The sequence below is a fragment of the Paenibacillus ginsengarvi genome, assembly GCF_003626695.1.
GTDB lineage: Bacteria > Bacillota > Bacilli > Paenibacillales > NBRC-103111 > Paenibacillus_AB > Paenibacillus_AB ginsengarvi.
Window position 1 is genome coordinate 1 of the sequence record NZ_RBAH01000013.1, and the last position, 16,786, is coordinate 16,786.

Annotated in this window: 14 protein-coding genes and 3 pseudogenes; all 17 read left to right on the top strand. The window is 45.7% G+C overall.

What is annotated here, in order from left to right; translation table 11 throughout:
- Positions 1 to 126: 126 nt before the first annotated feature.
- Positions 127 to 450 (top strand): annotated as a pseudogene (locus D7M11_RS18135) (GNAT family N-acetyltransferase); the annotation flags it as partial.
- Between the two features lies 1 nt (position 451).
- Positions 452 to 1,023: pseudogene (locus tag D7M11_RS18140) on the top strand (FMN-binding negative transcriptional regulator).
- 432 nt (positions 1,024 to 1,455) lie between these two features.
- The gene (locus tag D7M11_RS18145; protein ID WP_120748668.1) at positions 1,456 to 2,130 is read left to right on the top strand and encodes a response regulator transcription factor; all 675 of its coding nucleotides are present in this window, start codon (positions 1,456 to 1,458) and stop codon (positions 2,128 to 2,130) included.
- Positions 2,127 to 3,952 (top strand): annotated as a pseudogene (locus D7M11_RS18150) (sensor histidine kinase). The gene D7M11_RS18145 and the pseudogene D7M11_RS18150 overlap by 4 nt, the downstream one beginning before the upstream one ends.
- Positions 3,953 to 4,332: 380 nt before the next feature.
- Positions 4,333 to 4,482 carry an N-acetylmuramoyl-L-alanine amidase family protein gene (locus D7M11_RS18160; protein WP_120748670.1) on the top strand — a complete coding sequence of 50 codons (150 nt, stop codon included), beginning with the start codon at positions 4,333 to 4,335 and terminating at the stop codon, positions 4,480 to 4,482.
- A 15-nt stretch (positions 4,483 to 4,497) separates the two neighbouring features.
- The gene (locus tag D7M11_RS18165; protein ID WP_338042501.1) at positions 4,498 to 5,184 is read left to right on the top strand and encodes a GDSL-type esterase/lipase family protein; all 687 of its coding nucleotides are present in this window, start codon (positions 4,498 to 4,500) and stop codon (positions 5,182 to 5,184) included.
- Positions 5,185 to 5,219: 35 nt separating this feature from the next.
- The gene (locus tag D7M11_RS18170) at positions 5,220 to 6,626 is read left to right on the top strand and encodes an MBOAT family O-acyltransferase (protein WP_120748672.1); all 1,407 of its coding nucleotides are present in this window, start codon (positions 5,220 to 5,222) and stop codon (positions 6,624 to 6,626) included.
- 4 nt (positions 6,627 to 6,630) lie between these two features.
- Entirely contained in the window at positions 6,631 to 7,788 is a 1,158-nt protein-coding gene (locus D7M11_RS18175; RefSeq protein ID WP_338042502.1) for a DHHW family protein, read from the top strand.
- A gap of 23 nt (positions 7,789 to 7,811) precedes the next feature.
- Positions 7,812 to 8,300, top strand: coding sequence for a DUF4358 domain-containing protein (locus D7M11_RS18180; protein WP_240041181.1), 489 nt, complete (start codon positions 7,812 to 7,814; stop codon positions 8,298 to 8,300).
- Between the two features lie 236 nt (positions 8,301 to 8,536).
- A complete protein-coding gene (locus tag D7M11_RS18185) occupies positions 8,537 to 9,115 on the top strand; it encodes a Fic family protein (protein ID WP_205127069.1) in 579 nt (192 codons plus the stop codon).
- A gap of 250 nt (positions 9,116 to 9,365) precedes the next feature.
- Positions 9,366 to 10,646, top strand: a complete 1,281-nt coding sequence (locus D7M11_RS18190) for a right-handed parallel beta-helix repeat-containing protein (RefSeq protein WP_120748673.1) — start codon at positions 9,366 to 9,368, stop codon at positions 10,644 to 10,646.
- A gap of 624 nt (positions 10,647 to 11,270) precedes the next feature.
- Complete coding sequence (locus D7M11_RS18195; protein WP_120748674.1) at positions 11,271 to 12,050, top strand: sulfite exporter TauE/SafE family protein; 780 nt, start codon at positions 11,271 to 11,273, stop codon at positions 12,048 to 12,050.
- Positions 12,051 to 12,127: 77 nt separating this feature from the next.
- The gene (locus D7M11_RS18200) at positions 12,128 to 12,700 is read left to right on the top strand and encodes a sulfurtransferase TusA family protein (protein ID WP_120748675.1); all 573 of its coding nucleotides are present in this window, start codon (positions 12,128 to 12,130) and stop codon (positions 12,698 to 12,700) included.
- 20 nt (positions 12,701 to 12,720) lie between these two features.
- The gene (locus tag D7M11_RS18205) at positions 12,721 to 13,866 is read left to right on the top strand and encodes an MBL fold metallo-hydrolase (RefSeq protein WP_120748676.1); all 1,146 of its coding nucleotides are present in this window, start codon (positions 12,721 to 12,723) and stop codon (positions 13,864 to 13,866) included.
- Positions 13,867 to 13,879: 13 nt separating this feature from the next.
- Positions 13,880 to 14,107, top strand: a complete 228-nt coding sequence (locus D7M11_RS18210) for a sulfurtransferase TusA family protein (RefSeq protein WP_120748677.1) — start codon at positions 13,880 to 13,882, stop codon at positions 14,105 to 14,107.
- Between the two features lie 35 nt (positions 14,108 to 14,142).
- On the top strand, positions 14,143 to 14,625 hold the full coding sequence (locus D7M11_RS18215) for a DsrE/DsrF/DrsH-like family protein (protein WP_120748678.1): 483 nt from the start codon (positions 14,143 to 14,145) through the stop codon (positions 14,623 to 14,625).
- A 318-nt stretch (positions 14,626 to 14,943) separates the two neighbouring features.
- A complete protein-coding gene (locus D7M11_RS18220) occupies positions 14,944 to 16,575 on the top strand; it encodes a sensor domain-containing diguanylate cyclase (protein ID WP_240041182.1) in 1,632 nt (543 codons plus the stop codon).
- Positions 16,576 to 16,786: the final 211 nt, after the last annotated feature.

Here is a 16,786-nt window from a genome sequence, read left to right on the forward strand (position 1 = left end):
GCCCGCTCGGTTTCGTTAAAGTGTTTTTTACTCATGTGCTCGCCCCCACTGTTAATTCCAGTATACAAAAAGGTACCCCTACACTAAACACTTTTTTCTAAGTGTCCAGAGTATGGGTACCAGTTTAGTTCGCAGTTCTTTTTTATTTATTGTAATAATGAAATTGCTGGGTATTTAAAGGTCAACACTAATGGTGCTCAGTCTGAAGAAATGGGTAAAGAATCACTTGAAGTCGAAAGGATTTATGTAAAAAGCAAATTCCAAAAGCATGGGCTGGACAAATACCTGTGAATAAATCTATAGAAATTGCAATGGAACATGATAAAAAGATAATTTGGCTAGGTGTATGGGAAAGAAATGAAAATGGGGTTTGCTCAAACAGGAGCTCACTCTTTTTATATGGGTGATGAAGAACAAATCGATATTATCATGACCAAAACTCTCAAATAACATTTCTGTGAAAGATATCCATCTGGCAATAAGAGCGACATTGGTTTCGCAGCATAGTGGAGTACCCTTCGCTACACATTTACCATTAATATTGGATAAGGAGAACAAATACCTATACGGGCATTTTGCACGTCCGAATCCACAATGGAAGGATATTAGCAACCAAATTATTTTAGCAATTTTTCATGGTCCGCATTGTTATATTTCTCCTTTATGGTATAAAACAAATAAAGCAGTTCCAACATGGAATTATGTGACTGTTCATGTATATGGAGAAGTCGAACTTATTGATGATGAAAAAGAGTTAATGGATTCCTTGCTTGATATGATATTGAAGTACGAAGCCCCTGATAGTTCATATAGATTGCAAGAGTTGACGCTGACTTTATTGCTGGAATGAATAAAGGGGTTCAAGGATTCAAAACGAGAATTGATAAGATAGAGGGAAAAGCAAAACTAAGTCAAAACCATTCCATACAAAGGCAAGAACTTGTCATAAAACAATTGGAATGGATTCAGGACGGAGACGAACAAAAGATTGCCTCTCTTATGAAAGCAAACCTTAAAAAATAAATTCAGGTTATTGCTAAACCAGCTAATAGTTGTGAAGATTTTTCTAATAAATGTGGGTAACGTAGATGCTATAATAAAAAATATGACAAATAACCTTTATCTGGAAGGGTTTACCTGGTAAAGCATCTACTTAGGCCAGATCAAGGAAAGTTGTTTTCCGTTTCAACAGGGCAAAGATGCAGCATCTTGTACACGCAGGCGATCACGGCAACTTTGTGCGCTTTCCTACGGCAATCTTCAACGAACTGGAGCAGGTCGCCGCGGAGCCTGCTCCAGTTAGACTTATTTAATCCCCCTGATATATTCGCTTCTTAAGGAAAGCTCCTTGATCTCCGTGGTCGTCGCCTTTGAGTGATTTGGATCTCAGTATAAATCCTAATGATTGCAGAGAACAACCATCGTGATTATTAAAACTAATCGAGGGGGTATGACATGCCGAAAACGATCTTGATCGTGGAAGACCAACAAGTACTACGGGAAATCATAAAGGAGTATTTGTTGGATGAAGGATACTGGGTGTTGGAGGCGAGCGGTGGGAGGCAGGCTTTGGAGTTGTTTGAGGAGCATGAAATCGACTTGATCATTCTGGACATCATGCTTCCGGAATTGGACGGGTGGTCCGTCTGCCGGCGGATTCGCAAGAAGTCGAACATCCCGATTCTGATTTTGACATCCCGATCGGACGAGGACGACACGCTGCTTGGATTTGAGTTAGGTGCAGACGATTACGTTGTCAAACCCTGCAGCCCTCCCATCCTATTGGCGCGGACGAAGCGGTTGCTGGAAAGCAGGCATATCCGTGATTCGGAGGACACGCTGACCGGCGGGGCGATCATGCTTCATCTCCCTTCCCGAACCATCATGGTGGACGGAAAGCTTGGTAGCTTGACGCACACAGAATTCGAAATTTTGGCCTATCTGTTGAATAACAAAGGCATCATTATCTCAAGAGAGCAACTCATCACGAGAATCTGGGGCTACGATTTCGCTGGTGACGATCGTACGCTCAGCAGTCATATTCGCAATCTGCGTTCCAAGCTGGGCGATCATGCGAGCCGGATCGTCACCGTCGTTCGTTCGGGGTATAAATTTGAGGATCAGCCATGAGAAAGAGCATCGTCTTCAAGCTGTTTTTGCTCACAACAGGCTTATGCGCATTCGTGATCGTAAGCCTCTTTGTCGGACAAACCCTGTTTTTCAAACAATTTTACGTGCATCAGAAGGTAGAGAGCGTCGAATCCGCCCTCCTTACCGCTTCTCAAGACGATTGGAAGAATGCCGGGGACGCCCGAACCTCATTTCGGAACGCACAACAATTTTATCAGAAATATAACACTTGGATCGCCCAACTGGACGCCGCGGGCAACCTGAAATATACGAACGACTTTGAAACAGAGGTGCGATTGGAGAACTCTGCAGACGCTCCTACCTTATCCGGCCAAACCATTACCATCCCGCTCTACACGGTCATGAATGTGGAAGATTTGAGCGCAGACAATCCGCTTCGGGATTTCATCTTCGTCAATCCGGGGGAACGCATCGCCATCGAAGGCATCCTAATTGACAATCGGCTGTTCCCACAGCGAATCGGTAGGAACGCCTCCAATCTGCGGGAAGAAAACCGTCTGGAAAACGGCCAGCTCGTCGCAAGGAATACGAAGTCGTCTCGAGGTTTAAGAGCCCGACCGAATATCGCGAACGTTACCCGAGCAGTCTGGTATACGGTACCGTCGTGCAAGTCCGGACGCCGGAGGGAGCGGATCAACCGCGGTATACGAACCATTTGTTTTTGGAAAGGGTGAAGGCTTTTCAAGCCGATCTGCTCTACGGAGATTTTAGCGGAAATACCGATACCATCAGCGATTATGAGGAAAATAACGTCCCATACAAAATATTCGTGAAACGTTTGACCAATCGGACAGGAAACACCGAGTACCTGTTTGCCATGACATCGCTCCAGCCCGTGAACGAAGCCGCTGGTGTGATGCGCCATTATTACGGCTATATCGTGTTAGGCTCTTTTCTGCTCGTCCTTCTGGTTTCCTTTTATTATGCCCGCCGCATTGCTCGTCCCATGCTCCGCATGAACGAAGCGACGCAAAGAATGGCAAATCTGGACTTTTCCGTCCGACTTCCGATTGCGACCGAGGACGAGATCGGCAATTTATCCCGCAGCATCAACGAGCTTTCTGGCTTGCTGCATGACCATATCGTCCGACTGGAGCAGGATATCGAACAAGAAAAGCGGCTGGAGCAGACACGAAAAGAGTTCATCGCCGGTGTATCTCACGAATTGAAAACCCCGCTCAGCGTCATCGAGAGCTGTCTGTTTATTCTAAAAGACAAGCCCGAAAGCGAGAAGCGATCGTATTACTTCGCTGCCATGGAAGACGAAGTGAAGAAGATGAACCTGCTGATTACGGACATGCTAGAGCTTGCGAAATACGAATCCGGCACTTACAAAATGGAGATGACCCCGTTCCGAATCGATGCTGTCCTGGAGCGAGTTTGTGCGAAGCTGGCTCCGGATATCGCCGGCAAACGGCTACAGCTCCACATCCACTTCGTCCCTGTAGAAATTGAAGCTAACCCGCTGCGCATCGAACAGGTCGTTATGAACTTCATGACGAACGCGATCCGCTACACGCCGGAAGGCGAGAACATCTTCGTTACGACAGTCGAAGAACGGGAAACGGTCAAGGTAAGCATCGAAAACAAAGGCGCCCGCATTCCAGATGAACAGATGGAGAAAATATGGGACCGCTTCTACCGTATCGAACACTCCCGTCATCGTTCGACCGGCGGCACCGGTCTCGGTCTTGCGATCTCCAAGCAAATTTTGGAGCTGCACGAGGCACGTTACGGAGCAACCAATACCGAAGACGGTGTCCTGTTTTATTTTGAATTAAACAAGAAAAGGAAAACGTAGAACATCCGTTCTACGTTTTTTTAATTGATCTGCAACTCGTCTGCATATGATCTTTATCTCCATAGGGTAACCTTTGTAGCATCATACATACCAGTCCTCGTTGGAATCGGATGAATTTGCTGATTGCGGATATGCTGGAATTGGCAAAATATGAATCCGGTACGTATAAGATGGACGTCGGTTCGTTCTATATCGATATAGTCATCGAGCGGGTATGCACTAAATTAACGCCGGAGCTGTCCCGAGGTCTACGGCGAATCTCGGTCGGGCGGCTCCTTTTTTTCTATCCTTGAAGCCAAAATCTATAAATCACTTTGATATAATCTGCACTTTATTTTGACCTTGCGCGATTATACTTTTTTCGGAAGGAGGAGAGAGAGTTGAAGGAAACGGACATGCCGGCCGTCTTGATCGGGACGGGATATGTAACGAATCTGCAGGAAGAGAAAGCAATGCTGACAGAAGATGTTCAAAGACGAATAGCTGCTTCTATTCTGGAAGGCATAAAGGAGTACCTAAAATTAAATTAAGAGAGGACCATGTTCATGTTTAAAAAAATCATTTCAACGCTAGTTATAGGCAGCACCGCACTCACCTTTGCAGCATGCGGGAATGGACAAGACCCGCAAAGCGCGACGTCTCAGCCACAAGTCAATAAAACAGCTCCCTTAGAGAAGTCAAACAATACTTCCTATAAAACGATTTTTAAGAACAGCGTATTTCTGGGGGATTCGATTACAGAGGCGCTATCCTACCATGACATTTTGGACGAGTTTAATGTAGTGGCAGGTGCCGGAACGACTACCGAGCTATCTCTGGAGGGCGGGGATGTCGATAAGCTGGCAAAGCGGAATCCGCAGCATGTATTTATCATGCTGGGATCTGATGATATCCTATTGCCGCCCCAAATTACCGATAACCCTAAGCAGTATTCGCTAATGTTTTACGCCAAATTGATCGACAGCATCAAGGAGAAGCTTCCGAAGGCATCCATAACGGTTTTACCGGTTACTCCGGTTACGCCGGAAGCTGAGAAAGTGGAACAACGCTACAAAAATATCAACGATTACAATCAAGGCTTAAAAGAGCTGGCGAGCAAGAAGCAAGTCGGATATGTCGATTTATCCTCCATATTTAAAGACAGCCAAAATTTGTACAGTTCGGACGGCGTTCATTTTAAACCGGAGTTTTATACACGTATGCTGGATTTGCTGAAAGATCGAGTGAAATAACATGCATATAGGTCATCAACAGGAGGTGACGGGGATTGGTCTTTAGTAGTCTCCTATTTCTATTCCTCTTTCTGCCGGTCACTATTCTGATCTACTATATATCGCCCATGAGGATTAGAAATGCCATTCTGCTCGTCGCAAGCCTGATCTTTTATGCATGGGGTGAGCCCGTCTATATATTCATCATGATCTTCTCGACGGTATTCGACTATGTGAACGGGATCTTGATCGAAACATACAGGCATCGTAAGGCGATTGCACGGGGAGTTTTGATCGTATCCATGATTGGAAGCCTAGGAATTCTGGGCTTCTTTAAATACGCGGGTTTCGTCTTCGACAATATCAATTCGTTGTTTAACCTGCACTTACAGGCAGCAGATCTTCCGCTTCCTGTGGGAATATCCTTCTACACATTCCAAACGATGTCTTACGTAATCGACGTTTATCGAGGGAAGGTGACTGTTCAGAAGAACCTAATCTCCTTCGGCGCCTACGTGACGATGTTCCCGCAGCTTGTAGCGGGACCGATCGTTAAATACGGAGATATTGCGGGGCAGCTTGTTAACCGCAAAGTGACGTTGGACCGTTTTGGCGAAGGGGCGGAACTGTTTATCAGAGGACTTGCTAAAAAAGTGCTGCTTGCCAACAATATCGGTTTGCTGTGGGCAAGCGTCAAATCGGTGCCTGCGGATGAGTTGTCAGTTCTTTCCGCATGGCTCGGCATTGTCGCCTTCACGTTTCAAATCTATTTCGATTTTAGCGGGTATTCGGATATGGCACGTGGTTTAGGTAAAATGATCGGGTTTGAATTTATGGAGAACTTCAACTATCCCTATATTTCCAAGAGCGTTACGGAATTTTGGCGGAGGTGGCATATTTCGCTCGGCGCCTGGTTCCGCGAGTATATCTACATCCCGCTCGGTGGGAACCGAGTTGGTCTGCTGAAACAGTTGAGAAACTTGGCGGTTGTATGGTTTATAACCGGATTGTGGCATGGAGCGAGCTGGAATTTTATCATTTGGGGCTTATATTTCGGTCTTTTTGTCACAATCGAAAAGCTATTTCTCTTGAAATGGTTTCAGCGCTTGCCAGCCTTCATAAGCCATGTCTACACCCTAATTATCGTGATCATCGGCTGGGTATTTTTCGAATTTGAGCATCTGCCCGCAGCCATGACATTCATCGGAACGATGTTTGGCGCTGGAGCAAATGGGTTCGTAGACAACCGGTCACTGTACGATTTGTCGACGAATGCTCTGCTAATTCTGGTCATGGCCCTTTGTGCAACGCCGTTTCCCCGCAAAGCACTGGCAGGCATCAGAACCAAGTTCGCCCGATCTGGATCGATTGTCGCTTCCGTCATCTACTTCATCTTTATGGTGGCGTCAACAGCTTATCTGGTCAACGCAACGTACAATCCATTCTTATACTTTCGTTTTTAATGGGGTGATTGAATTGAAGAAGTACGACCAGGTATATTATCGCGCACTCGCTATTCTACTGCTGATGTTTACCGGAGCGGTATTGGTTATCAACTTTCTGACCCCGAGTCAAGTATTTTCCGAATCAGAGAACCGAATGCTGCAGCAGCTCCCGAAATTCTCGCTTCAAACAGTAGTATCAGGCAAGTTTACTTCAGAATTTGAATCGTATATATCGGATCAGTTTATGGAGAGGGACTTTTGGATTGGACTAAAATCCGATACGGACCAGGGAATGGGGAAAAAAGAGAGCAGCGGGGTTTACATCGGCATGGACGGGTACCTGATTCAAAAATTTTCTCCTCCCGAAAAAGGAGATTTGGAAGACAAGGTGAACGCCATTCAAGCATTTGATAAGGCTACGCCTGGTCTACGCAAATATATGATGTTGGTGCCGACGGCCGCTGCCGTGCTTGAGGATAAATTACCGCCTTATGCTTCCGGTGGTGATGAGATGGTCTATTGGGAAAAGATAAAGGATTCTCTTCTTGGGGACATTCGATTTATCGATGTATCCCCCGCGCTAGAGGCGAACAAGGAGCAACCGATCTATTATAAAACAGACCATCATTGGACGACCAAAGGCGCTTTCCTTGCCTATCGGGAGCTGGGCGCGCCAATGAGTTTTACAGCCAAGAACGAAAATGATTTCAACACTCGTCAAGTCACTAGTCAGTTCTATGGAACTTTGTATTCGAAAAGCGGGTTTAGACACATACAACCGGATTCTATTGAGCTATATTATCCAAAAACACCGGGGACCATTTCCGTGGATTATGTCGACGAACAGCAAAGTGCGGATTCGATGTACGTCATGGGGAATCTCACCAAGAAAGATAAATACACTGTATTTTTTAATGGGAATCATGGCTTGATCCGAATAACAACTGAAAATACGGAAGGGAGAAGGCTGCTTATTGTTAAAGATTCGTATGCAAACAGCTTGATCCCTTTTTTAACATCGCATTTTAGCGAAATTGATGTGGTAGACCTCAGATATTATGATGGGGATGTACTGAAACTTACGGAAGATCGGCAAATCCACGACATATTGATTTTGTATAATATGACTACATTTTTTGAAGATCCATCAATGAAATCATTGGCGGATTCCGTGGAATAATGCAAAAAAGGAGGTCAGTAACGATGCTTACTGGAATGAAAATGAAATACTTGTTTGTCCTGTCTGCCGCCATGATCTTATGTGGCATTTTGATCGGGTGTTCCGGCAAGAACGAAGGCGCCAAGGACGTTCCTGTCCATACAATTGAAGAACGCATCAAGCAAGTGGCTTCTATGGAAGATATGGAAAAAGGGGATATGAACAGGCTTAAGAAGCTATATCACCTCGATGCAGATGAAGTTCAGGATTTTGTGCTGTATACGGCAGAATCGAACGTGGAAGCGAATGAACTGGCCGTGATCAAAGTGAAACAAGAGAATCAAGCGGAAAGCGTTAAGGAAAAAATCATGAAAAGAATAGATGCTCAAAAGGTCAAGTTGAAAGACTACCGTCGCGAGCAATTTTACCTCGTCGAAAAGCATGTATTAAAAGTCAAAGGCCCATATATTTTGTTTTCGGTCTCCAAGGATGCTGAGAAAATCGAAAGTGCGTTTGACAAAGCCCTTAAGTAATAGGAGATGCTCCTCTATTTAGGCGGTATCGGGAACCGACCAACGCTTTTGCTGATTTTCGGTCGACTTCCAATGAAGCTAAGGGATTTTCCGAAGGAGTCTATATCTCTATACATGGTATTCGCTGCCTTTTCCACTTAAAAGAAAGTGCTTGTCACAGCTTGCGCTAGTTGAGTATATAGCTCGTCGCATCTGATATAATACTAATAGGAGATCTATTAGGAAGGATAAATGGAATGTTAAAGAAAATTGATGAACTGCGTAAACAATTGGATCAACAACGTCCGCTCCGGCCAGATCTTATGCATACAATCGCACAGAAGTTTCGTGAAGAGTGGACTTACCATTCTAATGCGATAGAAGGCAATACGTTCACTTATCAGGAAACTGCCTTTTTCCTTAGGGAAGGGCTGACGGTTAAAGGGAAATCACTTCGGGAACACCTTGAAATCGTTAATCATGCTGAAGCTATCGATTTTTTGCAGGAGAGTCTGCAGGATCGAGATCTGAGTGAACGATTGATTAAAGATTTGCACGCAATCTTATTCCAAGGAGTTCGGAATATCGATTTTTCTCCAGGGAACTACAAGAAAAAAGACAATCATGTTCTAACCTTGTCAGGGAACATTCACCATTACACTCCTGCTATTCAAGTACCATCAGAGATGGAAGCCTTGTTAAGGTGGTATCACGAAAGTAAGGATCAGATGCACCCCGTACAACTTGCTGCAGTGTTCCATCATAAACTTGTGGCCATCCACCCCTTTACCGATGGAAACGGAAGAGTAAGCCGTCTTGCTATGAACGCCATTTAATGAGGAGTGGGCTTCCTCCGGCAATCATAAGAAAAGAAAGCCAGGAGGAGTATTACATCGCTCTTGAAAAGGCGGATCATGGTAACCTTGAGCCGATTGTTCAATTGATTGCTATTGAAGTAAAGCATAGTCTCGAACTTATTCTTTCGGTTTAATATCTATAAAAGTAAATTAGAACAAAAAATAGAAGCACCCTATCCGGTGCATTTTTTCTTTCAGAAAAAAATATCCAAGAATGAGATGCAGAAATATGAAACGATTACTGCCTGTCTTCCTCATCGGCTTTTCCTTGGCCCTGCTTTTTCAAAGCTGTAGCAGCGGCGATTTTGAATCACAAATTTCACCCTATGAAGACCAAAACGGAAACCTTTTTTCAGAAGAGGTAATCCCTGAAACAGGCTTGGAAGCCCAAAACGGCGATAGCGGAGCGGTGTCAGGTTCAAACTCGGGATTGCACTCAGGTTTGGTTTCAAGTTATGGATCGAGCTTTGGCTTGGGTTCCGGATCGGATTCCAGTTCCGGTTCAAGTTCTGACCCCAAAGCCTGTTCCGCATCAAAACTTCAGGACATTCTTGCCCCAGCGACTTCTTCAAACGCTTTTGTCAGGGTGGATTGCAATCTTACCCTGAAGTCCAGCGACGTCATCACCAAGCGATTGGTTTATGAAGGAGCCGGAGCTTCCAATCTGACGTTGAACTGCAATAATGCTAAACTGAAAGGCAATGATGGAGTGGGTGACGGAAAAGACATGATAACCGTCAAGTCTATCCAAGACGGTTCCGCTTATTCACGACCTGAAAATATAAAGATATCGAATTGCATCGTTGAAGGTTCCGTGCGCGTAATGGGACTTGGACAAAATGGAGAGGCTGAGAGCGTCTTACTTTCATCGCTCTCCAGCGATCACACGGCAAGAGCCCAACAAGCGGCTCCCAGAAACATTGAATTTAACAATCTCACCATCAATTCAAAAAACAGAATTCCACTATACTTATCTCCAGGGGTGACCTATTCAAAAATTCTCAACTCCATGTTTAAAGGAACCAGCGGCAGCGTAGTCATTTATCTCGATGCCGAATCCGCCTTCAACATTATAAAAAACAACGAGTTCAATGTCACAACAAAGAGTCGTGAAGTGATTGCCATCGACGGTTCAGCAAATAATCAGATCATAAACAATAGACTATTTGGACTCAACAATGGCGGAATCTTTCTCTATAGAAATTGTGGGGAGGGTGGGACGATTCGCCATCAAACACCGAGCTACAATGTAATTTCTAATAATTATTTTTACTACCACAAATATGACGGTAAGCTTCCCTCAATCTGGCTCAGCTCTCGTGATGGAGCCAAAAACTATTGTGAGCTCGATAGGGGTTACACTTTCGGAAGTAGCGAAAGCAATCAGGACCATGCCAGCTCGAATATCATCTCTAATAATAAGATCCAAAAGTTTTCTCCTTCAAAGATGATTCGACTCGGCGGCAGTGCAACAAACAACGTCATTACAGGTAATAAGCAAGTCGAGTAAGAACGTATAATGCAACTGCGAATATGAAGGAGAGTGAAAGAGATTGAGGAAGGTGTAAAGACCGTCCAAACATATGCAAGAAGTGACTCTCACTTGTCAGGCAAAACAGTCTATGGACAAAGAGTAATGCCTTGATATGATGAAAGTGTTCAATTTGCTTAATTTGCTCTGATGAGCCTTTTGTCGAGTTAAAAGCCCTCGGGGAGGTATTACCTTTTAAAGGTATGCCCCCCATAGGGCTTTTTTGTATTTTCTACATTTTACTCAAACAAGCGTTCCTATCGGAGCGTTTGTTTGAAGTCTACGATTGGGCTGAAGCCAAAGATGCCATTCGCTGCCGGCTTCATAAATTTGTTTGTTAATCCTATTAACCATTTTATAGACAGTATCGTAGTATAGGGGGTTGACGGCTAAGAAGAAATCGAATATATTGTTTTTATACCTATACGGGTATATGTTTTACGAAAAAGGGGGAAGAACCGAAAATTCCTTTGTTTAAACTTTATAATTTTAATTTTTTTTTGCTCAACTATATACCCAGTGGGGTATGGCGGCTTCGTATTAGAACCTTCAATTCACATGACAAGCTATGGCAATGTGCAGTAAATCGGAAAGGAGCCCGATATGGATATTGCATGGATTATCACCCTGTTTGCAATCGGGTTTGTAGGTTCATTGGTATCAGGCATGGTCGGTATAGGCGGTTCAATCATTAAATACCCGATGCTTCTGTATATTCCGCCGGCGCTCGGCTTTGCAGTCTTTACGGCTCAAGAGGTCTCGGCTATCAGCGCAGTTCAAGTGTTCTTTGCAACCTTAGCCGGGATGTTCGCCTTCCGCAAAGGCGGATTTATCAACAAATCCTTAGTTTTATATATGGGAATTGCGATCGTAATCGGCAGCTTTATCGGAGGATACGGCTCTAAATTTTTGCCGGATATAGCGATCAACTTCACCTATGCCGTTCTCGCTTTAATCGCGGCCGTCATGATGTTTCTTCCGAAGAAGGGCGACGAAACTGCCGATTTTACGAAGCTTCGGTTCAATAAGCCCTTGGCGGCGATATTGGCATCGGTTATTGGCGTATTGTCCGGAATTGTCGGCGCCGCCGGAGCATTTATCACGGTACCGGTAATGCTGGTCGTTTTAAAAATTCCTACACGCGTAGCTATTGCCTCCTCCTTGGCGATCACATTTATATCGTCGATCGGATCGACCTCAGGAAAGCTTATGGGAGGACATATGCTCTTGATTCCGTCGATTGTCATGGTTGTTGCTAGTACTATAGCTTCTCCAATAGGAGCTAAATTTAGCAAGAAGCTCAACATCAAAGTTTTACAATGGATTTTGGCGGCACTCATTGCGGCTACAGTCATAAAAATTTGGTTTGATCTATTAACTTAAGAGGCAATGTCATGTCGAAGGAAATACGGCCGCATGAAGTGGCTGATCGAATCAATAAGGCCGGGAGGAGTAAGAAGATGACAACGCTGCAAGTGAATCAGACCTTGGAATGTGAAGGTTTAGCTTGTCCAATGCCTGTAGTCCGCACCAAGAAAGCGATGGAGGAGCTTAAGACAGGTGAGGTTCTGGAGGTGCGGGCGACTGACAAAGGCTCCGTTGCCGATCTTCAGAGCTGGTCGAAACGAACGGGACATCAATATATCGGCTTAAAAGAAGAAAACGGCGTTTTCCGTCATTTTATACGGAAGTCCAACCCTTCCGAAGTGAAGGAAGAAACGAAATACCCGCATACGATCTCGAACGAGGAGATCCAAAACAAGCTGGCAGCGGGTGAGCAGGTCATTATTGTGGACGTTCGCGAACCCGCCGAATATGCCTTCGGACGAATTCCGGGAGCGAAGTCCATTCCTTTGGGCGAGCTGGAAGGAAGGCTTAGCGTGCTTGATCCTGAGAAGGAATACGTAATCGTATGCCGCACCGGAAACCGAAGCGATCTGGCCTGCCAGACGCTCGCGGACAAAGGCTTCAAGAAGGTTAAAAACGCTGTTCAAGGCATGGCTGCATGGCATGGAGAAGTCGAGCAGGATTAAATTACACAGGAGGACTAAATATGACAACGAGCGCTGTACAGATTATGACTGCGAAGGAAGTAACTCGAATCGTTCTTAATCAGGAAGAACTATTCATTCTTGATGTTAGAAACGAGTCGGATTATAACGACTGGAAAATTGAAGGGAAAAGCGTAGATATTATCAACATTCCGTACTTTGATCTGCTGGACGGGATCGATCCGGCCCTGGAACAAATTCCGGTCGGCAAAAAAGTGCTGGTCGTTTGCGCGAAAGAAGGCTCGTCTAAATTCGTTGCCGAGCGAATTGCCGAAGCCGGAAGGAGCAATGTGTTTTACTTAGAAGGCGGCATGAAATCGTGGAGCGAGTATCTCGAGCCGGTAAAGGTAGCCGACCTCTCCGGTGGGGGAGAGCTTTATCAGTTCGTCCGGATCGGTAAAGGCTGCCTTTCCTACATGGTGCTGTCGGACGGGGAAGCGGCGATCGTCGATTCCAACCGAATGATCGATCCATACGAGCATTTTATGAAGGAACACGGCGTAAAGCTAGTTCACACCATCGATACGCATTTGCACGCCGACCACATCTCGGGAGGAAGAGCATTAGCTCAAAAATTCGGTGCGACGTACCATTTACCTCCAAAGGATGCTGTGGAAGTGACGTTTGAATACGAAAAGCTGGTGGAAGGCGAGGACATTCATGTAGGAAAGGAAAAGCTTGTCGTTCAACCGATCTATTCGCCGGGACACACGATCGGCTCTACTTCCTTTATTGTGGATCATAAATACCTTTTAACCGGCGATATTTTGTTTCTCGAGTCGATTGGACGTCCTGATCTTGCAGGGCTTGCGGAGGATTGGGTAAGCGATTTGCGCGAAACGCTCTACAGTCGCTATAAAAATCTATCGGAGGATTTAATCGTGCTTCCCGCACATTTCGGTAAAGTCACGGAGCTGGGCGAAGGCGGCCTTGTCTCAGGGCGTTTGGGTAAGCTTTATCAAGAAAATCCCGGTCTTAACATTCGGGATGAAGGCGAGTTTCGAAAGACAGTAACGGAAAACTTGCCGCCGCAGCCAAATGCGTACAAGGAAATTCGTCAAACGAATATGGGGAAAAAAACGCCGAATGAAGAGGAGCAGCGAGAGATGGAAATCGGTCCTAACCGCTGTGCCGTTCACGACAAATAAGGGGGAATTGGAAATGAACAGCCATAAAGTATTGGATGCCAAAGGACTCGCATGTCCGATGCCGATCGTAAAAACGAAAAAAACGATGGACGAGCTGGAATCCGGGCAGGTTCTTGAGGTACACGCAACGGATAAAGGAGCAAAGAACGATTTGGCGGCATGGGCCAAGAGCACCGGTCATGAATTGCTCAGCGACGCCGAAGAAAACGGCATATTCAAGTTTTGGATCAAGAAGGGGTAAATGCAGCAAAAGTCTAAATGGAATGGGGATCAGACATGAATGCGAATAAAGAAAAAACAACGATCGTTTTGTTCAGCGGGGAGCTGGATAAAGCGATAGCAGCCTTTATTATTGCCAACGGGGCGGCAGCCTATGATCATGAGGTAACGATCTTTTTTACATTTTGGGGTCTTAATGCTCTTCGTAAGGATGAAGAGGTTTACGTTAAGAAAGGATTTTTGGAGAAAATGTTTGCCAAAATGATGCCGCGCGGCGCGAATAAGCTGGGTTTGTCGAAAATGAATTTCGGCGGGATGGGTCCTAAAATGATCAAGCATGTCATGAAGAAGCATAACGCTTTGACTTTACCGCAATTGATCGAGATGGCCCAGGAGCAGGGAGTCAAATTAGTGGCATGTACGATGACCATGGATCTGCTCGGGTTGCAGAAGGAAGAGCTGCTGGACGGCATCGAATATGCCGGTGTAGCCACTTATTTAGGCGATGCAACCGATGCAAAGGTGAATTTATTTATTTGAAACTGGCTCCCCTTCGATGTTACGAAAGGCCGCCAATTGATGTTCGGGAGGGCAATTGAGGTACGATAGAAACGAGATAAGGAGCGACAGGCTGCGCAGGCCGTGTCGAACGGGTAGTTGCGAAAATAACGGAACATCAGTCATCTTTCCTGGCTGATGTTTTTTTGCATTGGGAGTTCCTCCGGATTGAGCTGTTGCTTGTCCATTTTGTACTCCATGCTATGTAGAATTTTGTGTTAACATAAAAGAAATGGACTTGGCAATATGCCGAAGTCCTATTAAAAATTAGCTAGGATATCGATGCCAAGGGGGCAATCCATGCTTACACCGCGCAACACTACCCGTTGCCCGAAACGAAAGATCAGTCTTGCGACACTGTTGTCGGGGCTTGCCGCCTTATCGGTCATACTTACGATTACGATTCAGCTAATCGCATCCTATCAATCCAAAAAACGTGCTTTGTTCGATACGACGCTCACATTAAATCATTCCAATGCGATGAAAATGAGCTTGACGATGGACTCACTCTTTAAATCGATGCGAAGCAGTTTGCAATATACCGCCGGCATTATGGCGGATAATCGGCTAATGAATGAAGCGAGTAGGTACGAGTATTTGGAGTTGATGAGGAAAAGCAGCAATTACTTCAATTCCATCGTAGCGGTGGATGAAACAGGCATCGTGAGAACTACAGCGCCGCAAACGGTCGGTACGACCGGAACACCGCTTACGACCGATGCGAGCAAAGAAGCGCTGTCTTTGCGTAAGTCCTATACATCCAAGCCTTACATCTCCGCCTCCGGACGACTCATTATGTTTATGAGCGAGCCTCTCTTCGATAAAGACGGGTTATACCGGGGCATGATCGCAGGGACGATTTATCTTCAAGAGAATAACATCATCCATACGATATTCGGGAGCAACAACATGGACGAGTTGGGGACCTACTTCTTTGTCGTTAGCTCAGACGGTTCGTTGTTGTATCATCCCGACAAAAGCCGAATCGGCGAGAACGTCAGCAGAAACCAAGTCGTCGGGAAGACGATGCAGGGGCTGAACGGCTCTGAGCAGGTCGTCAGTACGAGAGGAGTGGCCTTGCTTGCCGGTTATTCGACCGTCCAAGAGAATAACTGGGGGATAGTAGTCGTTTCCCCGATTGAAAAAGTGTATGAGCAATTAAACCGCGATACCCGATTGATGCTGATATATATGCTTCCTCCGTTTTTGCTCCTCATGCTGTCGGCTATATGGCTCGCGCGAAAATTAGCTAGGCCGTTCGTTTCCCTTGCCGATCTCGTCAGCAAAATAGGGAAGGAGAAGGTGGATCTGCCTGTGCCGCAGAGCCATTGGAACAGGGAAGCCGACCTGCTTACCCGGACGATTATGCTAGCGGTCGCGGATATTCAGAAACGAGCGGATCAACTGACGCAAGCCGCCGTTACGGATCCGTTAACAGGACTTATGAATCGAAGGACGATGGAAGACGCGATGAACGGGTGGATTGCCGAGCAGGCGCCCTTTTCGATTATTGTCACGGATCTGGACAAGTTTAAATCGATAAACGATACGTACGGGCATCAGGCCGGTGACGAAGTGCTGAAGCATCTTGCGGCAATCATGAAGCAATTGGTTCCGGTCGTCGACATCTGCTGCCGGTACGGAGGCGAAGAGTTTGTCATTCTGTTAGCCGGAACTACGGTGACGGATGCTTTTATCGTCGCCGAACGAATCCGCCTGACGATGGAGAAGAGCCATGAGCCTTTGGGGAAGCCGGTAACGCTGTCGCTGGGAATCGCGCATTATCCGTCGCATGCGCTATCGGCGGAATCTTTATTTTTACAAGCCGATCAAGCCTTGTACGAGGCGAAAAAAAGGGGCCGAAACCAAACGGTCATAGCGCGATCTTACGAGGTTTCCGCTGAATTAAACCAGACGGAGTCCCGCGGTTAAGGCGGTTCCTTGAAGACGGATGGACCTAACTTTAAAAGTATACAAGAAGCTGCCAGTTTATCCGGCAGCTTTTTTGACGCATCCTGGACTCGGTCGGCGTCTTCGCGGCGGCAATCTGTTAACAATGTATAGTGAATATTAAATAAATACTATTTTCAAACCGGGTAAAGCTATTCTTATAATGAATAGATAAGAATGCCGAGGAGATGAC